Source organism: Clostridium sp. HBUAS56017, assembly GCF_007115085.1.
GTDB lineage: Bacteria > Bacillota > Clostridia > Clostridiales > Clostridiaceae > Clostridium > Clostridium cibarium.
In genome coordinates, this window is the sequence record NZ_SULK01000012.1 from 90,655 (window position 1) to 112,666 (window position 22,012).

The window sequence follows — 22,012 nt, forward strand, 5'->3', positions numbered from 1 at the left end:
TCCTTAATATATCAAAAACAATTTTATTTGTTTTGGAAGTTTTTATCTCTTCTCTCTATAAATGCAGCCATTCCTTCTTTTTGATCTTCTGTGCTAAAACACTTTCCAAAATCTTCTGCTTCTATTTGAACTGCTTTGTCTATAGATACTTGCATTCCTCTATTTATTGCATCTTTGCATAACTTAACTGCTATTGGAGCATTAGCAATAATCTTTGCTGCCATAGTTCTTGCTTCTTCCATTAAGTTTTCTAAAGCAACTACTTTATTAACTAATCCTATTCTTAAAGCTTCATCAGCCTTAATCATATCGCAAGTATAAATTAATTCTTTAGCTTTACCCATTCCAACTATTCTTGCAAGTCTTTGAGTTCCACCAAAACCTGGAGTTATACCAAGTCCAGCTTCCGGTTGTGCAAATTTAGCCTTTTCTGAAGCTATTCTAATATCACATGACATAGCAAGTTCACAACCGCCACCTAATGCAAATCCTGAGATAGCAGCTATAACTGGCTTATCTAAATTTTCTAATCTTAAGAATACATTATTTCCTAATGTACCAAATTCTTTTCCTTGTTGTTCATTTAAATCTTTCATCTCTGCAATATCAGCACCAGCTACAAAAGATTTTTCTCCTGCACCTGTTAAAATAACTGCATAGATGTTGTTATCTTTTTCTAAATCATCAATTACAGTGTCAAGGTCCTTTAAAGTTTCTGAATTTAAAGCGTTTAATGCCTTTGGTCTATTGATAGTTACAATAGCTAAATGGTTTTCTTTTTCAAGAATTACATTCTTTAATTCCATGCCTTTTTGCCTCCTTAAATACTTTAATAATTAATTTCAAATATCTTATTACACCTTAAAGTACCAAGATACTTGCTTTTATTACTTACTTTTCTTGCTTATTTGTTAATATTATAACAATCTATAGCAAAAAAATAATCGAAGTTTTTCAACTTCAATTATAATTATAATACTTTGTTAAATTTTTTGCAATATATAAAATGTGATTTTGTGCTAATTTTAATAAGGTTTTACATGGTCCTTTTTCTACTGTTCCATTTCTTCTTTACTGTGTAATAAATATATTAACGTCAACATGCTTTCACTTAAATGAACATTTTCAACAGTAACACCTTCTGGTACATTCAAATCCACTGGAGCGAAGTTCCAAACACCCTTTACGCCGCCTTCAACTAGTACATCACATACCCTTTGAGCATTAATTCTAGGTACACATATTATTCCTATATCTATACTGTTCTCTTTCAAATGTTCCTTCAATGTATCTATTTCTCTAATTTCAATATCTTGAATTTTCATACCAACAAGCTTAGGATTTGCATCAAATATTCCTGTTAATTGAAATCCTAATTTATGAAAACCAGTATAATTTGCTATAGCTTGCCCTATATTTCCTGCACCGATTATAATAGTTTTATACTCTTTATCTAATCCAAGAATACTTCTAATTTGGTTAAATAATTCTCTAACATTATATCCATAGCCTTGTTGGCCAAAATCTCCAAAACAATTCAAATCTTGCCTTATCTGTGATGCTGTAAACCCTATTTTTTCACCTAATTCCTTTGATGATATTCTATCTACATCATTATCCATTAATTCTTTTAAATATCTATGATACTTAGGTAATCTCTTAATCACAGCCATAGAAATATTTTTTTTCTTTTCCATACTGTTTCTCCTCTTTTTTCTAATTATATTTTAACAATCTTTAAACATTTTATATAAACACTAAAACAACTTTTTCCTCATACTATATTAACATAAAATCAGCTTACTTATCTATTATTTTCTTTATATATATATATAAGTTATTATATATCAGTTATTTAAATAAATGCTCTAATAATATTTTTACTCCGATAAGTATTAGTATAATGCCTCCAAGCACTTCTGCTCTAGTCCTAAATATATCTCCTATTATCTTTCCTAAATAAACTGCAACTATACATAACACAAATGTTATAGCAGCAATAATAATTATGGCTGATAATATATTAACATTTAAAAATGCAAAACTAATACCAACTGCTAAAGCATCTATACTAGTTGCAATAGCCAAAATTAAAAATCTTTTATTGGTATAATCTCTACTATCCCCAGTATTCTCCTCTTCATCTCCGCCCCTTAAGGCTTCTATAAGCATTTTCCCACCAATAACTGATAGTAATATAAACGCTATCCAATGATCTACCTTTTCAATATATTCAGAAAACTTTATTCCCATTGCCCATCCTAATAAAGGCATTAATCCTTGAAAGATTCCAAAAAAAAGTCCTGACTTTAATGCTATTTTCCTTTTTTCATTATTACTAGTATTAATTCCAGCTGTTATTGATACTGCAAAAGCATCCATTGACAAGCCTATTCCAATCAATATTATAGATATTAAGCTCATTTTAGCTACCTCCAATAATTATAAAAATAATTTTATTTAAACTCTAAATAAAAAAGAGGCTTATGTATAACGCAACCCTAACCGTTATACATAAGTCTCACAATTCAGTACAAAGCCATTTAACTATTCACAAGTATCTTGGCTTTAGGGCAGAAAAAAATCATTCTGCCTGCTACTCCCTCATGCCTGAAAGTACAATTAACTACATTATTATACTTTTCTCGTCAAGATAAGTCAATGATTTCGCCTCAATTAAAATGCATTTTTCCAACATATTTTTTATAAGATTTTTAAATTCAATATATTATTAAAAATTGTTTGAAAATATAACGCAAAAAATATTTTTTTCTTACTATTATACCAATAAACTCCTCAAATTTCTATTGGTTTCTAATAGCCCTCATATGATTAGATACTAAGAGCCTTCTACACCATAAAAGACACATTCACACATGCTACACCTAGAAGCACTTAATTCCATATATAATTTTAAAAAGAAGAGTTATCCAACTCTTCTTTCTGCCTCTTCATTCTCTATTACCTGGTTAAGCACTGAATTAACTATACTGTTACATATAAATGCTGAATATAGCAAATCTTTTTCATATCCTTCTACTTCACTATACTCCTCCATATTATATTTAATAAACATCTCTATATCTTCTATCAATAAGTTCTCATCAATTAATTCAACAAAATTAAAATCCTTAGCTATTTTACTTAATTTCTGTTCATATGAAACATGTTTCTTTAAATCACTTTTTAATCTCCATCTTTCACTATGTGCATAGCAAAAGAAATCGCAAAGAAAGTGACATACAACTCCAAGTTCGGCACTAAACTTTTTAATTCCATAACTATAAAAAATTTCCTTTGATGTTAAACTGGACAAAAAATGAACTTTTTCTAAAATCATATTTATACTTTCATCATAAAAGTGTTTTTTTAATTTATATTTAGAAACATAATCTGGTTTCACATTTCCCCATATGAATTTCTTCTTATCTATTAAATTAAGTTTGTCTATGCTAGTTTGTCTTAAAATATTATTAGCTAATATCTTATGGGTATTCATTAGCAATGTTAACACATCCTCTTAATAATTAATAACTAATTTATATTATACACCAAATTCAAATTAATAATACTAGTAACTTTTTGTATATATATGCCTAACTTCCTAAACTACCTGCGGAATTATAGCTTTTCCATTGTACTTCATTAGATATTCATTAGGAAACAATGATATCATTCTAAACATAATAAAGTCACCATATTGCTATGATGACTTTAAACTATAAATATTTTTCATATTTTTCATCCTTACACAAGTCATTTAATAAATGTTTTATTTCTTGATCCTTATTTTTATCCATTACTAGTATTACATCTCCTGCATCAACAACCACCAAATCTTTTATTCCAAGTCCAATGATTAAATTTTTGGCCCCAAATATAGAACAGTTCTCACATTTCTCTAAATATACATTTTTAGATACACTATTACTACTATAACTTTCCAAAAATCTACTCAATGCAGTAAAGCTTCCTATATCGTCCCAAGAAAAATCACATTTGATTACATATGCCTTTCTAGTCTTTTGCATAACTCCGAAATCTATAGAAATACCATCAATTAATTTATATTGTTCTTCAATTATATCTTCTTCATCTTCTTCCCCAATATGCTTGTATATTTCCATTAAACATTTATGCATACTAGGAAGATATTTTTCTATTTCTCTAAGAATAACATCAGCTCTAAAAACAAACATTCCTGAATTCCATAGATAAGTTCCCTTCACCAAAAAATCCCTAGCTACTTCTACATTTGGCTTCTCTGTAAATCTAGTCACTTTATGAGTTGGGATATCTCCTGCAATTCTCTGTCCCATTTCAATATACCCATATCCTGTTTCAGCTCTTGTTGGATCTATCCCTAATGTAATTATCCCTCTTCTTTTATTTGCAAGATCAACTGCTTGCTCTATAGTCTGCAAATAATTATTCGATCCTTCTATATAATGATCTGATGGAAGTACCACCATCACTGCATCTCCATCTTTTTTTAATAGTTTAACTGCCGAAAGACCTATACACGTTGCAGTCCCCTCATTGATATTATTGTACTTTTTAATGATTTTACAATTAAAAGTTCATGTTTGTCTTACGAAGAGGCTTATTTAATTAATTTAAAATTTAAAATTCCAAATGTAAAATGAAGGTTGAAATTCCTGCGTAATTTCTTAATTTATTTTTTCTAAACTGGGCTCTGCCTAGTTTATTCCTTAATTTTAAATTCTAAATTCTCAATTATTAATTAGACTGATTGCATTTTTTTATTATGCTACTTAATATTCTACATATCTCATTGCATTCTTTAAGAATATCATTTGTCTCTTTTTCATTTAAAATATTGGTTGCTATCATAAGTTTTAACCAGTATTCTGTCTCCTTTGCTTCTTTGAGCGCTATTCCTAATTTATTTTTAAAATCTGCTCTACTAACTCCATTCACACCTTCTCTAGTGTTTGCACCTATACTTGTTCCAGACCTTAATAATTGTTTTGATAATATATATTCCCTTTTCTCATCAACTAATTTTTTATATAAATTAACTATTTTTATAGCAAAAGAAAATGATTTATCTAATATAATATTACTTCCCATAGCAACCTCCTTAAGTGGTTATACTATGAGTATTGACTTTTAATTTAAAATTTAAAATGCTAAATTAAAAATCAAAGTTGAAATTCCTACAGAATTTCTTAAATTATATTTTTTCTAAATTCGGTGCTTCCTAGTTTATTCCTCCATTTTCAATTTTATATTAGTTCTTGAATTTAAAATAAACCTCAACACTCTTCTCTTTATTTCCCCTATCTTCATTTACAATTATTTTATTCACTAGGGCCTCCACAAAATTTCTATCTAGTTCTTCCAATGATAATAATTTATCTATCTCATCTTTATATATCTTAGTTATATCTATATCATTATCATTATTTTGTATCATATCTTCTAATTCTTCTTTTCTCTTTATTAGACTTTCTTGCTTTGTTTGTATTATTACACTTAAATTCGAAAAATTTCTTTCTGATACTTTTTCATTTAACTTATCCTCATATAATTTTTGAAACTTGTTATCTAATGTGGATAACTCTTCATTAACTTTGGATAACTCTTTTTCAAATTCATTTTCTATAACAATTCCATCTACATTTTTATAATACTTATTTTTATTTACTTTTTTATTAATTGCCTCTTGTACATAAGTCTTTATTTTATTAATTAAATCTATTTCTTTAATTGAATGTGGTGTGCATCTACCTCCACCAATTTGAGAATTTGTACATTTATATCCCTGATATTTTTTTCTGTAAGACATACTACCATTACATTCACCACATTTTAATACAGTGGTAAATGGATATAATCTATCTTGTTTATATCTATATCCATTTTTCCTTTGCTCAATTAATTTCTGTACTCTTTTAAAAGTATCCTTATCAATTATTCCTTCAAATTCTCCCCCCCATATCCATTCTTCTTTTGACGTTACTTTTACTTGCTTTATTTTATAACTTACTTTTTTCCACCTTTGCTGAACCATGTATCCACCATATTTAGGATTTGTGAGGATACTTTGAATTGTATTATTAGTCCAAATACCAAACTTCTTTCTTTTAAAATTATTAAGTCGCGCAGATGGTGGTAATATTCCTTTTTTGTTTAAATGAGTTGCTATTCTTCCATATCCCCATCCGAGCCTATATAAAGTAAATATTTCTTTAACTACCTCTGTAGTCTCTCCCCCTTCTGGAACTAACACAATAGTTTTCTGATTTCCTTCATAAAACTCTTCAAATTTATATCCATATGGAGGTTTGGATGCAATGGAAGATCCTCGTTGCATTCTATCGTTCAATGCACTTTTTACCTTTTTACTACAGTCCTTTACATACATTTCATTTAATATATTTTTAAAAGGAATAATATCATTAAACTCATTTTCTGTATCTACGTTATCTAATACAGATATGAATCTTATATTATTAACCTTAAAATACTCCTCTAAATAGTAACCTGCAGTAATATAATCTCTGGAAAACCTAGATAAATCTCTTGCTAATACCATGTTTATTTTTTTATCTTCTATATCCTGCTTCATCTTTATAAATGAATCTCTGTCAAAATTTGTTCCAGACATTCCTTGGTCTTCATATACATTAACTAGATTATATACCCCCTCCTTATCATCCCTAGACTTTTCTAATAGCCATTTTTTTAAATTTCCTACTTGTGCTGAAATTGATTCTGCTTGAGATTCCTTATCTGTACTTACTCTAGCATATATTGCTACATTCCATATTTTTTTCACTTGTTCCCCACCTCTTGATTCTTCTTGCAATCAGTGGATAGATTTTTGTTTAATTTATCATTATACCGTGCTATTTCTCCCCTTTTAATATCTTGAGTGATTTGAATAATTCTTTCATTAATCATTTTATCTACAATATTTTCAATATTCTCTTGTCCATAATAAATATTATATTTTACCTTTCCCATTGCACTCTTTCCATTATATCGCTATAGTACAATCTATTCTAAAATTTACTTTTATATGTAAAAAAGGATTAGGCACAGCATTTTTAAGCCACACTTATCCCACCTATCAACTATTTAATTCATTAACTTGTCTTCATTTCAGTTTTATACATTAATAATATTAAAAGCTCCACATAGCCTCTATTTTATTTTTTTCATATATTCCAAAACTCTAATTTTATCCATAAATAATGTTAATAATGAATTTTTACATGTTATATATTTATCAAAATCTCGTATGATATCCCCCCTTTCTTTAATAATAATTTTTACTTATAATCCTAGTTTTGTTTTCTCCCTATTGTGAAATAAATTTTTAATTATCACAAACAATTCATATCATTGGGTTAAATGTGTAATAGATCTTATACTAACTCATAAATTTCTTCATCAATAAGACTTTCAACCTTCACACTTAATTTTTCTAATTTCATATCTAATTCCTCCTATGCTGTTTTTATTATATTTTTTCATCAGTATTCTCTTTAATAACATTTATTATAAATTTCTCTATTAAATCATCTATATTAAACTTGCCTCTTTGATTTCACAATTTTCTATTTTTATTATAGCCATGATTTTTTTCTCCTCTGTCGCTCACCTTTTTTACATCCAGTAAAATCTTGCGTACAAAGGCTTTATCACCTTTGCATTTATACTTAACGCAGGTAAAATAGAATTCTCCAAAACTTAGAAAACTTTTTTTAGATATTTTTTACACAAAAAGAGACCAAATAATTATCTAGTCTCTTACTCCTTTTTATTCATATTTAGTGTAATTATATTAGCATCTTAAGCGATAATTAAATATTGATATCAACTCTTATTAAACAGTTGATTTCCAATCAAAAACTACTATTTCTTCTTTAACCCTACTCAATGCTACGTATAATAAATTCTCTTCATTCTTAATAGATTCACTATCAATTAAAAATACAACATCAAATTCTCTTCCTTTGGATTGATGTATATTTAAAATATATTCACCTTTCAAGTCTTTAAATGAGTTATTGTATTGATATTGTAGTAATAATAATGTTGCTTTTTCCAAGTCTATATCTTTAGTTTTAATAACTTTTATTGCTAAGTTTAACATTTTATTATTTATTGCTATATCTTGTGCTCTAACAAACTTTAAATACTCAACTAGCGATAATTTCATACTTTCTAAATCATTAATACTTTCAACATATCCCTTTATTTTCTTAACTACTTCATTTCTAACATTCTTTATATTGTCAAATATTATTCCTCTGATATCATTCTTTTTCACCTTACCAAATGACTTTTCATACGTTACCTCAAAAGTTAACCATAATAAAAATCTAGTTAACTTATGAACATCACCATATTCATCTGTAGTAATAAATTCACATATAGTTACTATAAAATTATGTTCTTCTTCATTATTACTAAGTTCATTTAAATTTATTTTGAAATCAACTATAAACTTTTCTTTTAAATACTCTAAAATATCATTCCTTCTAGATAAAATTCCTACAGTCTTACCTTTATATTTTTTCAACTCTTTTAACACTTCGTATTTCATCTTTGAATAGCATTTATTTTTTATCATTGGTGAATACAAGTTTATATTCTTTTCATCTATTAATACATCTATTATCTTTATTGCCTGTTGATTACGAAGATTATCTTTAACAAATATACCTTCTCTAGCATTTTGTATTAGATCTAATAAACTGCTGCTATTCTTATATCTAAACACTTCTTTTAGCATCAAACTTTTAATCTCATCACCATAATACTCCTTTAACTCTGAAAGTCTTGTTCCTTTTGCTCCTCTCCATTCATAAATCATCTGTTTCGAATCCGCAAAAAATACTGCTTTATTATTTGTTCCAACTAACTTCTTTACAACAAAATCCTGTATATCAGATGAATCTTGATACTCGTCTAAAACTATTAATTTATATTTATTCTGCAATATATTTAAAAAAGACTTTGATTTCTCAATTAACATTTTCATATAAAACCCAAAGTCAGAAAATGCTATATACCCCTCCTTATTTAAAGTTATAATATAGTTGATTATATCTTCTTTTAAATCAACTATTTTTTCCACTTCTTTTAATTTTTTTTTATTTTGTGTTTTGAAATCTCCTTCTAATAAGTCTGTAGCCCAATTTATCTGTGTTTCAGTAGGATTAGTAACTCCATTTTCTATTAGAAATTTTATTATTAAAGATTTCCTTTTACTTTGAGATATAATACTAATACTATATGGTAACCCTAAATAGTTGCTATATGCCCAGATATATTTTTGATAAAAGGAATGATAGTTTGATATCTCAATAAACTTGTCATACTTTAAACAACCATCATCTAAAACTTCTAGTTGTTTTATAATCTGCGCTCTTGCATTTTTTGAAAATGTAAGTATTAATACCTTTTTGTTTAAATTATTATTAATAAACTCCTTTAAATAATTAATAGATAAACTTACTGCTGTAAAAGTCTTTCCAGTCCCTGGTGGTGCTTCAACTAATGTTATTCTATTTTCTTGTACACTTTTAAGAACTTCCTTCTGCTCTCTATTCTGTTCCATTAATATTCCCCTTTATTTCATAACACTGTTCATAGCCTTCTCTTATATCTGCGCATAATCTACATCCATTCTCCTCCGATAGTAAACATTCCTTTTCATACGTATCATATTTAATGTAGCAATCTATAATTTTAAATATATTTTCATACTCAATAGGAACTGCACTTTGACCAGATTCTTTACTAATTATATATAAGTTCTCCATTAAATACTCTGCATTGCTTATACTAGCCATATGCTTATGCAAAAAATCTTGCAAATATTGTTTTAATTCTTCTTCATTTAATACTTCTTCTATTTGTCCAATATTTCTTATATTATTAACTTCACTTTTCTTAAGACTATAAATTTCTTTTAATTCTTGACTTGCCCTACTTTCAATAAATAAATTATTTATATATTTATTTACTTCAAATTCAATTCTATTATTTAGAATACCTTTCCAGTTATCAAAAAATAATTTTAAATCGACAATACATCCTTCATAATCCTTAGGTACTATTAATGCTAATGTATTTAATTTCACCTCTGTATATTTCTGCAAACTATTATCTATATCTGAGTCATTATCATAAATTGCTATATTTTTAATTCCTAACTCATTAAAAAATTTTGCAAACCTTATAATATTATCCTTTCCTTGGCATCTTATTAATGTTATATATCTATCCTCTAAAAAATCATCATATGCTTTTGAAATAATAGGCACTCCCCCTAATTCTGCATCTCCTTCAACTAATAATACTGCTTTTGAAAATAAGCTTGATAGAACTTGATATTCAGCAGCACTTCTAAAATATTTATCAATACCACTATCTATTTTAGGTAAAACTTTTATTATATTTTCATTCATATATAGTATTTGATCTAATTTGAACATTTTTAGAATTTCTGTAGAATGTGTTGTTATGAAGGTTTGCTTATTATTATTGCTTATAAACTTCTTTACTACTTTTCGTTGAGTTGCCGGCTCCAAATTCTGTTCAATTTCTTCTAAAAACAAAATTCCACTATCATTTATTTTTTCATACAATGCAAGCAATAGCATTAAGTTTTTTATCCCATCTGATTGATAATTTAGCGGAATAGATTGTGTTATATTTTTATTTTTACACATCAAACTGAACGATTGTACTGCTTTCTTATCACTTAATCCTATAGCCTCAAGCGACATTGCTGTTTCTTCATCAACTATACCAAACTCTTTTGCTCCTTTTGATAGTATTGGAAAAAGACTTTCTTCTTCCATACTAAACAATTCTTTGGATTTAACATTAAAGCTATCAAGAAGTTCTTTCATCTTATCATCTAACATCTCTTTATTTAATATAGATGATAATAACGAATTGGTATTTAACGACAAATCTTTCAAAGGTTCTCTATTCGTTGAAATATATATATAATTAATAAATCCTTTTTGTGTTGTTTTAAATGGATATTCTTTATTATTTGTAAGAATTACATGATGTGCTACTCTATCTTTATTAACATAAAATTTAACTCTTAAAATTAATTCTGCATCTTCTTCTGTAGTTATATTATCTTCACTATCTACATGTTCTAGGTATGTTTCCCAGTCATCCTCAATAAAATTTTCAACTGCCTTAAACCATACTTCAACTTCTATTTTATTCTCTAAATCTCTATCATAGAAATCAAATTCAGAAACGTCTCTTTTATACCACTGTATATATGGATTTAATAGGTAATCCAGTGCTATAGCAATATTAGATTTTCCAACTCCATTTCCTCCCACTAATACATTAATCCCTTTATTGGGCTTCCATGATAAATTTTTAATATTTCTAAAATTCTTTATATCTATTTTATATATATACATATACTCCCCACCCTCCATGAATCACTTTAATTCAATTGTATCAATACTAATACTTGAAATCTCCCTAATAAAATTATTATATATTGATTCTTCTACTATTACTTTTTCTATTTCATCAAGTTCTACAGAGGTTACTTTATTTTCCAATGTGCTAACCGACACTAATTCTGCTCTATACTCTTCATCATCTTCATATATTTCAAAACATATTGACTTTATTTTATCTAAATTACTCTCCAATATTTTCTTGAATTCTATTGGTGTTTTAGCATTAATAGTTATTATTCTTTGATTTGAGACTATCCCCATAAATTTCCACCCTTTATCATAAACAATTTTTGAACGTTTCATTATATTAGATAGTTCTATCTCACCTTAAATATCTAAATATTTCACTAATGTATAGTGCAAATCTCTTTCTAGTGTCATATAATTCTCCCCCTTCATAGTTTAGATATATAATTGATTTAAACATAAAATTTTAAATATATATCTGTCAGTATCTGCCTTAAAGTATTTATTCGGTTCTTATAACTATTAGTTATTGGATCTAGAACTTGTTGTATTGAATATAAAACTCCTATAATCATTATAAAAATAGAAAATACTGAAATCATTCCAATAGAAAATGTTTGCCAAGATATATTTGCACTATCTGATTTCAATACATAACCTAGCCCTAGTGTAATTATTGGGAAAATATAATTTTTCCAAGAATCTAAAAATTTCTGTACAAAATTATTATTATGTTCAAGTTGTCTGCTGGTCTCATCGCATTCTTTTATCATATACTCAATCTTCTCTTTTGAATCTAACTTAAACTCATACTTTATTACTCTTTGAAATCCATCCAACTTTTTATAATATTTTCTTCTTCTATAATTATATTTTTTTATATCATCTTTTTCTGATAAATATATTAAAAGGAACATACTTATCGCGTATCCTAATACAGAAATTATTGTTCCTATTGCCTTTTTTAAAAAAAGTACAGATATTATGTATACTACAGTGCTAATTACTAATATTAATAGCACAAAAAATAGAAATTTATTTTCTTTAAAGTAATCACTTACTTTACTGCCACTATTCAAATTTGTGCTGTTTGGAGAAGAAGTTCTCCTATTTAATCCACTTCTCTTTCTTACTTTGTTATCATATTCTTTATATGCATTTGCTAAAAGTACAATTGTATTACTCATCGATCCTCCTTAATACCTTTCTACACCTCTCTTAATTTATTTTCCAAATGTGTCCATAAAACTTTACTAGCATTACTATGTAAATTTTAATATGTAAGGTCTTATTTCTCAAACCAAATCCACAAAAATTTATTATGCTCATTTAAAAGCGATTAAATGGATTCTAAAAACGAAATTCCTTAATTAATACAACTATACTTACACATTACTTTTCATATTATATAGAAACTTAACCTTTATTTATTATTTAATATATTGTTCATGCCAATTAAATTCATTATCACTTTTGAGTTTTGAATAAATGTCTCTTATAAATTGATCATTTGGTCTTTCTTTAAATTCTTTATATACATATTGGTTACTAAATCCGTATTCTTTTCGTTAAATGCCATATTAGCAACCTCTAACAAAAAACAAATTCTTTATTAAATCTATTATCATCATAATACTTATACAATTTATTTAACTCACTAAGATTCCAAGCCATTTCCTCTCTAAAAATTAAATATATCATTGCATTTTCAATATATGGTTCCCCTATACTCACCCCATATTTTTCATTAAACTGATTTAGGCTTTTACATCTAAAACTCTTCTTTAACAAAAAATTGTATAACAAATAAAAATCAACTGAAAACATCCTTTTATTGCTGTTATTTTCCCCTTTTATTAACTGATCAGTTCTTTGACAGACATTTGCTAAATTAATGAAACCTTTTTCTTTAAACTCCCCTTTAGATATATACTCTAATAAACTTTGATAATATTCAAATGCAGTTTCTATTGAATAGTTTTTTCATTGTAAATCTAATATTCTGATACTAATCTCGCCTGTATCACTCCTGGTAATCTATTCGTATAATCTATATCTTCTCTTTCGATTTTTTCTTCTGTATAAACAAATTACTTTACAACAAACTCTATAATTCTAGTTATTCCGTTAAATTCAAAAAACATATTTCCTTTAGTATCAGTATGCACCTCTCAATCACTACCATATTTAATTAAATCCGGCATACCTTCTAAAGCATGTACATAATATGATCTTATTTGATAAGAATTCGTAATTGCTCTTTTCAATAAAAGCCCCTTACATTTTGCTATTGTATCCTATACAATTTCTTCATAATACTTATCTGCTATATATTTCGATATGAACATTCTATATTTCCTTGCATTTTTCGCAACAAACAATCTTCCCATTTTGTTTTATACGAATCAAAATCCCATTAAAATAAAAGGAAAGGCATGCTAATAAGTCGTCTACAATTTCTTCTTTTCCTACAGAAACTAATTGAAAATTAAAGTCTTTTTGATATTCCAATACATTCACAAAGGTTAATATATATAATAGTTTTTTCTAATTTGCTGTAATAATTATTACTTCTAAAAAACTTTTTTGATATTACTTGTAGCTTCATAAAATAACTCCTCCTATCCTCTTTTCAACTAATTTAATTAATATATTCTTGTATAAGAAATATAATTTGTGATGCAACTAAATTTATTTCTAACCGTGCTTGAGCTTTACTAGCAATAATATTATTAGTCCCCTTACCATGAGGTCCTAATTTATTTCTTATTGTTAACGTTGGACTTATAATCCCTTCATACCAATTTGGTGATTGACTTTTTTCTATAATATTTTTTATTAATGGTAACCCTGTTGCATTATCACTATACTTCCACTTATTAATTGAACTTATTATTTTCATTACGCTTTCCAATGCACAACAGCAACTTGCAATAGATTCTTGATATTTTATGTTTATAATGCTCCAATCCTTCTAAAAATTCATTATTTGCATTTTTAAATCTATCATCCATCAATAATTCTATAGCAGGACTTATTACTTCTGAATTAATAAAAATATCTTCTTTACATATTATTTGGGGGTAAGTTGTTGCCTCTAATACTTCTGCTCTTCCTTCCTCTTTCCAATATTCCTTATATTTTGTTAATTCAAATTTAATGTCTTCAAGTGAAAATATATAATTAATGTTATCTACAAACTCATTCTTCTTATCAATCCAAACCTTTCTGAATTCATTAGTTTTAAAGGAATATTCTATGAAGTCTAGAAACATTTCACCTTTGTAATTTAGCAAAAAAGTCCCAACACCATTCGCAACACCTTCTCTTCTATCAATTAAATCAAATTTACCTAATCTCATCATAAACACTTTTAATATTTCCTCAAAAAAAACTTCTATATTAAATTTATTTCCACTCCAACCATATCCGCCATTATCATTTGATAAATTTAGTAATAACATAATTACCCTATTCCTAACATCTATACTTATCTTTATTGGCTTTTCTATCTTATTTCTTTTAGAAAAAACCTTAAATATTTCTTTTATCTTTAACACTAATATATCTCTCCCATCATATTAATCTTAAAATATGCCTTAAATATTATTATATAGAAAAAACTACCTGTTAACTAGGTAGTTCTTATGTAATGTTATCATTTAATTTTGTAAACTAATCTATCCACTTATTTAATTTAGAATTTAAAATTCTAAATGTAAAATTAATGATGAAATTCTTTGAATATAATTTTTCAAAACTCCCTTGGAGTTTTATCCTTCATTTCCAATTTTAAATTTCTAATTTTACATTGCAGATGACCAATGTCGTCTAGTACGGGGTTTCTTTATTACTAGGTTCAGCAAAAATATTATCCCCTTTAAAATCCTTAAGTTCTTCTCTTATCTTCTCTTCATAATCTTTATTAGTTACAACATAAAGATTCTCTTTTTTTATCAATGGAGTCACTCTATCTACTGTATTAACTAAAAAACTTTTCTCATTAATTATTTTTAAAAATTGTTTTGGTTCATTTGTTCTAGAGAGTGGATATAATCTGCTACCTTTCCCACCTGCTAGAATTAAGCCGTATATCACTAAGTAACAACTCCATGTTAATGTTATTACTTTATTATATGAGATGGTGTATTCTTTGTGCTTTTTCTTATTTTATTTCTAATAATTTATTAAATGCTTCAATTTTTTCAGAATACATTCCATTTTAGTTCTTTAAAAACAGAATACAAAGCAACAAAGTGTTATTCACTATCTCCTACAGCATCTTGATAAAGTCGTTGCTTTTCAATCTTCTTTTTACAATTCTGATTCAATTCAGGAATATTTGTAGTACCAGCTTCTTTAGCCATATGATAATATTCACATTTGTAATTAATTAGATCAAGTGATTTCTGAAGAATAGCTATTTGCTGTTCAGTTTCTCTCTTTCGTTCCAAAAACATTTCATAACGCTGGTCGATAGTAGAATCACCTTTTTCGCACCACTCAAAAAATGTTTTAATTTCTTTTAATTCCATTCCAGTGTTTTTCAAACATTCTATCATATTTAACCAACGAACATCCATGTCATTGAATACACGAATGTTACCACTTGTACGCTCAATTAAAGGGAGAAGTCCTTTTTTATCGTAATATCTTAAAGTTGAAATAGGAATTTCAAGCATTTCCGAAACTTCACCAATTGAATATGTCATATCCTTTCACCTCACAAAAATCGTTTTACTTAAAAGTATTAAGTTATTATACAATTCAAACCTAACCTGAAGTCAATATTTATTTTTTATTAATTTGTAAATACTAACACAAAAAAGATTAATAGTCTTTAAAACAAAAAATATATAAAGTACTTGACCTAAAGTTAGGTTTAGGTATTAAGATATGAACTATAGAATTTCGTTTTGAGCAATTGTATTAGTATAGAATGTTCAACGCAAATGAATTTTAGGAGGATGAAATATGTATTTACAAAAAATAAATTCACCAGAAGATGTTAAAAAATTATCAGTAAATGAAATGAAAGATTTAAGTGCAGAAATACGTGAAGTACTACTTAAGAAGTTAAGTGAACATGGAGGACATATTGGTCCTAATCTTGGAATTGTAGAACTTACTGTTGCACTACATTATGTATTTAACTCACCAAAAGATAAGATTGTTTATGATGTTTCTCATCAAAGCTATATTCATAAAATGCTTACTGGAAGAAAGGAAGCATTTATAAATTCTGAAAAATATGATGATGTATCTGGTTATTCTAACCCAGAAGAAAGCAAGCATGACTTTTTTAACATTGGTCATACATCAACATCTATAAGTCTTGCCTGCGGTCTTGCTAAAGCAAGAGATTTAAAAAATGAGAAAGATAATATTATTGCTATTATTGGAGATGGTTCACTAAGCGGTGGTGAAGCCTATGAAGGACTTAATAATGCTGCTGAAGCAGGAACAAACATGATTATTATTGTAAATGATAATGATATGTCTATTGCAGAAAACCATGGTGGTTTATATAAAAATCTTAAAGAACTTAGAGACACAGAAGGAAGAGCTGAATGTAACTTCTTTAAGGCAATGGGACTTGATTACTATTATGTAAAAGACGGACATGATTTTGACGAGTTAATCAGCGTACTTAACAAAGTTAAGGATATACATCGCCCAGTAGTTGTTCATGTTCATACAATTAAAGGAAAAGGTTTCGAATTTGCTGAAAAAAATAAGGAACAATGGCACTGGGGAATGCCTTTTGTATTGGAAACAGGGGAATCAAAATTCTCTATGGGTAATGTTGAGAGTTATGGAGATCTTACAGGAAAATACCTGTTAAATGCAATGAAAAAGGACCCAAAAGTGGTTGCTATTACATCAGCAACTCCAACTGTACTTGGTTTTGGCCTAGAAAGAAGGAAAGAAGCTGGCAGACAATTTGTTGATGTTGGTATTGCAGAAGAACATGCAGTTGCTTTGGCTTCAGGAATTGCAGCAAATGGTGGAAATCCAGTTTACGGAGTATACAGTACATTTCTTCAAAGGACATATGATCAGCTTTCACAAGATCTATGCATAAATAATAATCCAGCAGTAATACTAGTAAATTATGCTTCTGTTTATGGAATGAATGATGTAACACATCTTGGATTATACGATATTGGTATGATGAGTAACATTCCAAATATGGTATACCTTGCCCCAACATGTAAAGAAGAATATTTTTCAATGCTTAAATGGGGAATGAATCAACAAGATCATCCAGTAGCTATACGTGTTCCAGCAATGGGAGTAATCAAAAGCGGAGTTGAAGATAATACAGATTATTCAAAATTGAATAAATATCAAGTAACAAAAGCAGGAAAAGATGTTGCAGTTATTGCACTTGGAGATTTCTATCAGCTTGGTCAGGCAGTTGTTACAAAGCTTTTAAACGAAAACAACATTGACGCTACTCTAATTAATCCAAAGTATATAACAGGCATTGATGAAGAATTACTTGAAAACTTGAAAAAAGAACATAAACTTGTAATTACCCTTGAAGATGGTATCTTAGATGGAGGCTTTGGTGAAAAGATTGCAAGATTCTATGGTCCTTCTGACATGAAAGTAATAAATTATGGTATAAAGAAAGAATTACTAGATCGTTATGTTCCAGAAGAACTTATGAAGAGAAATAGACTAACAGATGTTCAGATGGTAGAAGATATCATGAATATCATAAAATAAACAATTTAAACAATAGCATAATATCAGATTTCACGTGATGATAAACTAAAAAAACATAATACATTTTATGAAAACAAGCAGTCCAATAGCATTAATATGTAGTGCTTCTGGACTGCTTTTTAATTCATCTATTACTTTTTTACTCTAGACAGCATTATAATTGTAATTATAATACACACTGTTCCTAACCACTGCATTATTCCAAGCTGTTCATGTAACCATAAAACAGATAATAAAGCTGCAGATAGAGGTTCAGCTGATGATAAGACGCTTGACTCTGTTGGTTTTATATATTTTAAACTTTCTAAAAAACAAGTAAAAGCAATTAAGGTTCCAAATAACACCACAAATATAACAGCCAATATTGATGTAATTGACCATTCACCAGTACAATTCCATGGTTGCTGAATAAAACTGAAAGCTATGCCACCTATTAACATACCCCATCCAACTACTAGTACCGCCCCCCATTTTTTAAGTAATGAACGAGGTTGTAATGTGTAAAAAGCTGCTGCAAATGCTGAGGCAATACCCCAAAATAGAGCTAACTTTGAAATGGATATACTATGAATATTACCTTTAGTAATGATAAAAAATGTACCTAACATAGCTAATCCAATAGCAATAATTTCTTTTAAACTTGGAACTTTTTTAGTGCGAATAGCTAAATAGCAAGTAATTATTATTGGTGATGAATATTGAAGTATCGTTGCTGTTGCTGCATTTCCATATTTAATAGCAGCAAAATATGTATACTGAACACCTAACATGCCTAAAACACTAAAAAATATAAGATTCAAACTATCATGTTTAGTTCTCCACACTTCCCATATATTTTGCTTACCCTTAATAAAAACATATAATAATAGTATTACCCCTGATACTAATAAGCGGATTACAACAAGCCATTCCGGACTAACCCCTTTTTCTTCAAATAAGTATTGAGCAACAGTTCCTGATATCCCCCATAGCATGGCCCCTATTATCACAAGTATTATTCCTTTTATCCTTGACTGAAAATTCACTATCTTTTCACTCCTTTTTGCAATTACCCTACGGCACAATAAATTTCCCTATAACAATTTACTAGTATCATAATTATAGATAATTGCAATTATATTGCTTTATTTAAATAAATATGTAATAATTTTATTACTATTTTCAACTTACAACAATTAATATATTGCTCAAAAATAAAACTATATTAGCGAGATGATAGAAATGCAAGTAACAAAAATAGAAGTAGATAACAATTTGCAAGAAACAACAAAACATGGTTCTTATGATTTCCCAATGGCAATTTATACTGATAATTTCAACTTATTTGAAGATGGGCATATAAGACTACATTGGCATAAAGAAATACAGTTTTCATATTCCCTTTATGAAAAAGTATACTTTTTTGTTGAAGGCGAGAAAATAATATTAGAACCAGGCGAAGGAATCATGATTAATTCCAATGTTCTGCATCAAGTTAAACCCTTTAACAGCAATAGTATTATGTTTTCTATTGTATTTGATCCAATTTTAATAGGAGGCATAAATCAGTCACTTATAGAACAAAAATATATAAAACCAATCTCGGAAAGTAGTAATTTAAAATTTATCTCTTTAAAGTCAACTGTTAAATGGCAGCAAAATATATTGAATTATTTAAAAGAGATCTTTTTATTATCTAATGAAAAAACATATGGTTACGAACTAGAAATGAGAAATTATTTATGTAGTGCTTGGCTAAATTTATTGCGGGAAATCAAAGAAGATATAAAAGACTGTGTCAATGTGGTTTCACATGATGAAGAACGTGTAAAATCAGCTTTATATTATATACACAAATGTTATTCAGAGGATATTTCCCTAGATAATATCGCTGCTGCTGCAAGTATTAGCAAAAGCGAATGTTGTCGTAGCTTTAAAAGAATTTTAAAAGTTACACCTTTTGAATACTTAATGGAATATAGAGTTTCAAAAGCAAAGGAACTACTTTTGAAAAACAAAGAACCTATTTCTAATATTGCCTTTGATGTAGGCTTTAATGGAACAAGTTATTTTGGAAAAATATTTAAAAAATATATAGGTTGTACTCCTTCTGAATATAGAAATAGCTCTATAAAAATTCTATATACCCTTAATAAAAATAATAAATTGATACTTCAAACCATTAAAAAAGCTCCTATTATCTCATCTATTTATTGATGAAATAATAGGAGTAATAAATTTTCCAGAACATTTTTCCTTTATAAATATCTATGTAAACATACCAACACTTTTCTTTAACTTGAATTGATTAACTTGTCCTTTTAGCAATTCTGCTTGAGATGCTAATTCTTCACTTGCAGCTGCACTTTCTTCTGATGTAGCAGAATTAGTTTGGACTACATTTGATACTTGCATAATGCCTTCATTAACCTGTTCTATAGCTTCTGCTTGCTCATTTGAAGCTCTAGTTATTTGGTCAATAAATTCTGCCACCTTAATTGTATCCCCGACTATTCTATTTAATACTCCAGCAGTTTCATTTACTATCTTAGTTCCTGCTTCTGCTTTTTCAATAGAACCTTCAATCATATTAGCTGTCTCCTTAGCTGCTTTCGCTGATCTTGCTGCCAAGTTTCTAACTTCTTCTGCAACTACCCCAAAACCTTTCCCATGCTGTCCAGCTCTTGCAGCCTCTACAGCTGCATTTAAAGCTAAAATATTAGTTTGGAAAGCAATTTCATCAATTACTTTAATAATTTTATATATGTTACTTGAAGAATTATTTATTTCTTCTACAGCTCTTTTCATCTCTTCCATTTGTCCATGGCCTTCTTCTGCATTTAGCTTAGCATCTTCAGCAATACTATTAACCTTTTCAGCAATTTCTGCATTCATTTTTGTTTGTGCTGATATTTCTTCAACTGATGTAGTTAATTCTTCAATAGAACTAGCTTGTTCCATAGCTCCTTGGGAAAGAGCAGTACTAGAATCTGCTACTTGTTTTGATCCAGCTGATACTTGTTCTGCTACTGTATTTATATGGCTCATAGCTTTATTTAACTTTTCTGTCATCCTTTTAAAAGCTAATGACAATAAACCTAATTCGTCTTTACCTTTTATCTCAATATCAACATCAAAATCTCCGTCAGCTATCTTACTAGCTATTTCTATTATTCTATGTATCGGTCTACTTATAGATAAGGAAATTATTATACCTATACCTATGGCTGTTACTATCCCTAACACTTGAATTATTACCGACATCGTTGTTGTTTTAGCTGCAGTTATATCATTATTTTCTGATGTCTCCTTTGCTAGCCTTGTTTTTAAATGACTAAAGCCCTCAATGTTAGCCTTCAACTCTTCTAACGCTGGCTTTCCTTCTGTATAAAGAAGATTCGTTGCTTCTTGCCTTTTATTTTCATTTCTTAATTTTATTATCCTATTTACAACATCCAAATATTTCAACTTTGAATTCTTCAATTCTTTAATAGCTTCGTCCTCTTCTTTAGTAGATGTTGTTTTCGCTACTATGTCAAGGCTTAAGTCAAATTCACTACTTGCTTCTTTAATTTTATTCGTATATTCTTGTATCTCTGCTGAGTTTTCTTTTAATAGTATATCTCTAATATATCCTCTCATATTATTAAAAGATTCAGTGATATCAATTACTTCTCCTAGTGGTTCTGTCATCTTCTCATATAGCTTAGTATCAAGCTTATTGATATTATTCATATTTATGATTCCTTGCACTCCAATTATCCCTGTGATAACAGATACTATTAAAAATCCTAGAAGTATTTTTACTTTTACCTTCATATTATAAAACAATTTCATTATAATAT

20 protein-coding genes and 1 pseudogene are annotated in these 22,012 nt (G+C 27.9%); 2 read left to right on the top strand and 19 right to left on the bottom strand.

Features of this window, described 5'->3' with window-relative positions; all coding sequences use genetic code 11:
- Positions 1-23: 23 nt before the first annotated feature.
- From FAY47_RS11715 to FAY47_RS11795, 17 genes and pseudogenes are all read right to left on the bottom strand, one after another.
- On the bottom strand, positions 24-806 hold the full coding sequence (locus FAY47_RS11715; RefSeq protein ID WP_143316898.1) for a short-chain-enoyl-CoA hydratase: 783 nt from the start codon (positions 804-806) through the stop codon (positions 24-26).
- A gap of 246 nt (positions 807-1,052) precedes the next feature.
- A complete protein-coding gene (locus tag FAY47_RS11720) occupies positions 1,053-1,697 on the bottom strand; it encodes a redox-sensing transcriptional repressor Rex (protein ID WP_143316899.1) in 645 nt (214 codons plus the stop codon).
- A gap of 154 nt (positions 1,698-1,851) precedes the next feature.
- Positions 1,852-2,424 carry a manganese efflux pump MntP family protein gene (locus tag FAY47_RS11725; RefSeq protein ID WP_143316900.1) on the bottom strand — a complete coding sequence of 191 codons (573 nt, stop codon included), beginning with the start codon at positions 2,422-2,424 and terminating at the stop codon, positions 1,852-1,854.
- 502 nt (positions 2,425-2,926) lie between these two features.
- On the bottom strand, positions 2,927-3,499 hold the full coding sequence (locus FAY47_RS11730; protein WP_143316901.1) for a zinc dependent phospholipase C family protein: 573 nt from the start codon (positions 3,497-3,499) through the stop codon (positions 2,927-2,929).
- Between the two features lie 220 nt (positions 3,500-3,719).
- Positions 3,720-4,541 (bottom strand): annotated as a pseudogene (locus FAY47_RS11735) (sugar phosphate nucleotidyltransferase); the annotation flags it as partial.
- A gap of 199 nt (positions 4,542-4,740) precedes the next feature.
- Positions 4,741-5,094 carry a four helix bundle protein gene (locus tag FAY47_RS11740; RefSeq protein WP_143316902.1) on the bottom strand — a complete coding sequence of 118 codons (354 nt, stop codon included), beginning with the start codon at positions 5,092-5,094 and terminating at the stop codon, positions 4,741-4,743.
- A 160-nt stretch (positions 5,095-5,254) separates the two neighbouring features.
- On the bottom strand, positions 5,255-6,805 hold the full coding sequence (locus FAY47_RS11745; protein ID WP_143316903.1) for a recombinase family protein: 1,551 nt from the start codon (positions 6,803-6,805) through the stop codon (positions 5,255-5,257).
- Entirely contained in the window at positions 6,802-6,993 is a 192-nt protein-coding gene (locus FAY47_RS11750) for a hypothetical protein (RefSeq protein ID WP_143316904.1), read from the bottom strand. Before FAY47_RS11750 ends, FAY47_RS11745 begins: the two co-directional genes overlap by 4 nt.
- A gap of 865 nt (positions 6,994-7,858) precedes the next feature.
- Entirely contained in the window at positions 7,859-9,598 is a 1,740-nt protein-coding gene (locus FAY47_RS11755) for an ATP-dependent helicase (protein WP_143316905.1), read from the bottom strand.
- Entirely contained in the window at positions 9,585-11,438 is a 1,854-nt protein-coding gene (locus FAY47_RS11760; RefSeq protein WP_185966814.1) for an AAA family ATPase, read from the bottom strand. The genes FAY47_RS11755 and FAY47_RS11760 overlap by 14 nt, the downstream gene beginning before the upstream one ends.
- A 21-nt stretch (positions 11,439-11,459) precedes the next feature.
- Positions 11,460-11,747, bottom strand: a complete 288-nt coding sequence (locus FAY47_RS11765; protein WP_143316907.1) for a hypothetical protein — start codon at positions 11,745-11,747, stop codon at positions 11,460-11,462.
- A gap of 158 nt (positions 11,748-11,905) precedes the next feature.
- The gene (locus FAY47_RS11770) at positions 11,906-12,640 is read right to left on the bottom strand and encodes a hypothetical protein (RefSeq protein WP_143316908.1); all 735 of its coding nucleotides are present in this window, start codon (positions 12,638-12,640) and stop codon (positions 11,906-11,908) included.
- Positions 12,641-13,043: 403 nt separating this feature from the next.
- A complete protein-coding gene (locus FAY47_RS20640; protein WP_207706240.1) occupies positions 13,044-13,259 on the bottom strand; it encodes a hypothetical protein in 216 nt (71 codons plus the stop codon).
- An 835-nt stretch (positions 13,260-14,094) separates the two neighbouring features.
- Positions 14,095-14,355, bottom strand: a complete 261-nt coding sequence (locus FAY47_RS11780) for a hypothetical protein (protein ID WP_143316910.1) — start codon at positions 14,353-14,355, stop codon at positions 14,095-14,097.
- A complete protein-coding gene (locus FAY47_RS11785) occupies positions 14,333-15,013 on the bottom strand; it encodes a hypothetical protein (protein WP_143316911.1) in 681 nt (226 codons plus the stop codon). The genes FAY47_RS11780 and FAY47_RS11785 overlap by 23 nt, the downstream gene beginning before the upstream one ends.
- Before the next feature lie 271 nt (positions 15,014-15,284).
- Positions 15,285-15,551, bottom strand: a complete 267-nt coding sequence (locus FAY47_RS11790) for a sugar phosphate nucleotidyltransferase (RefSeq protein WP_143316912.1) — start codon at positions 15,549-15,551, stop codon at positions 15,285-15,287.
- Between the two features lie 161 nt (positions 15,552-15,712).
- Complete coding sequence (locus FAY47_RS11795) at positions 15,713-16,165, bottom strand: MerR family transcriptional regulator (RefSeq protein WP_143316913.1); 453 nt, start codon at positions 16,163-16,165, stop codon at positions 15,713-15,715.
- Between the two features lie 262 nt (positions 16,166-16,427).
- Between FAY47_RS11795 and FAY47_RS11800 the strand changes: the two genes are divergently transcribed.
- Positions 16,428-18,188 carry a 1-deoxy-D-xylulose-5-phosphate synthase gene (locus tag FAY47_RS11800; RefSeq protein WP_143316914.1) on the top strand — a complete coding sequence of 587 codons (1,761 nt, stop codon included), beginning with the start codon at positions 16,428-16,430 and terminating at the stop codon, positions 18,186-18,188.
- A gap of 131 nt (positions 18,189-18,319) precedes the next feature.
- Here FAY47_RS11800 and FAY47_RS11805 read toward each other — a convergent pair whose 3' ends face one another.
- On the bottom strand, positions 18,320-19,213 hold the full coding sequence (locus FAY47_RS11805) for an EamA family transporter (RefSeq protein ID WP_143316915.1): 894 nt from the start codon (positions 19,211-19,213) through the stop codon (positions 18,320-18,322).
- A 196-nt stretch (positions 19,214-19,409) separates the two neighbouring features.
- Between FAY47_RS11805 and FAY47_RS11810 the strand changes: the two genes are divergently transcribed.
- On the top strand, positions 19,410-20,384 hold the full coding sequence (locus FAY47_RS11810) for an AraC family transcriptional regulator (protein ID WP_143316916.1): 975 nt from the start codon (positions 19,410-19,412) through the stop codon (positions 20,382-20,384).
- A gap of 51 nt (positions 20,385-20,435) precedes the next feature.
- Here the strand turns inward: FAY47_RS11810 and FAY47_RS11815 are convergent, their stop codons facing one another.
- Positions 20,436-22,004: a methyl-accepting chemotaxis protein gene (locus FAY47_RS11815; RefSeq protein WP_143316917.1), complete on the bottom strand. Its 1,569-nt coding sequence runs from the start codon at positions 22,002-22,004 to the stop codon at positions 20,436-20,438.
- Positions 22,005-22,012 lie beyond the last annotated feature (8 nt).

Coding starts and splice junctions, on each gene's coding strand:
- FAY47_RS11800 (WP_143316914.1), top strand. CDS start 16,428: ATGTATTTACAAAAAATAAATTCACCAGAAGATGTTAAAAAATTATCA.
- FAY47_RS11740 (WP_143316902.1), bottom strand. CDS start 5,094: ATGGGAAGTAATATTATATTAGATAAATCATTTTCTTTTGCTATAAAA.
- FAY47_RS11810 (WP_143316916.1), top strand. CDS start 19,410: ATGCAAGTAACAAAAATAGAAGTAGATAACAATTTGCAAGAAACAACA.
- FAY47_RS11760 (WP_185966814.1), bottom strand. CDS start 11,438: ATGTATATATATAAAATAGATATAAAGAATTTTAGAAATATTAAAAAT.
- FAY47_RS11725 (WP_143316900.1), bottom strand. CDS start 2,424: ATGAGCTTAATATCTATAATATTGATTGGAATAGGCTTGTCAATGGAT.
- FAY47_RS11765 (WP_143316907.1), bottom strand. CDS start 11,747: ATGGGGATAGTCTCAAATCAAAGAATAATAACTATTAATGCTAAAACA.
- FAY47_RS11715 (WP_143316898.1), bottom strand. CDS start 806: ATGGAATTAAAGAATGTAATTCTTGAAAAAGAAAACCATTTAGCTATT.
- FAY47_RS11780 (WP_143316910.1), bottom strand. CDS start 14,355: ATGAAAATAATAAGTTCAATTAATAAGTGGAAGTATAGTGATAATGCA.
- FAY47_RS11815 (WP_143316917.1), bottom strand. CDS start 22,004: ATGAAATTGTTTTATAATATGAAGGTAAAAGTAAAAATACTTCTAGGA.
- FAY47_RS11795 (WP_143316913.1), bottom strand. CDS start 16,165: ATGACATATTCAATTGGTGAAGTTTCGGAAATGCTTGAAATTCCTATT.
- FAY47_RS11730 (WP_143316901.1), bottom strand. CDS start 3,499: ATGAATACCCATAAGATATTAGCTAATAATATTTTAAGACAAACTAGC.
- FAY47_RS11750 (WP_143316904.1), bottom strand. CDS start 6,993: ATGGGAAAGGTAAAATATAATATTTATTATGGACAAGAGAATATTGAA.
- FAY47_RS11720 (WP_143316899.1), bottom strand. CDS start 1,697: ATGGAAAAGAAAAAAAATATTTCTATGGCTGTGATTAAGAGATTACCT.
- FAY47_RS11770 (WP_143316908.1), bottom strand. CDS start 12,640: ATGAGTAATACAATTGTACTTTTAGCAAATGCATATAAAGAATATGAT.
- FAY47_RS11755 (WP_143316905.1), bottom strand. CDS start 9,598: ATGGAACAGAATAGAGAGCAGAAGGAAGTTCTTAAAAGTGTACAAGAA.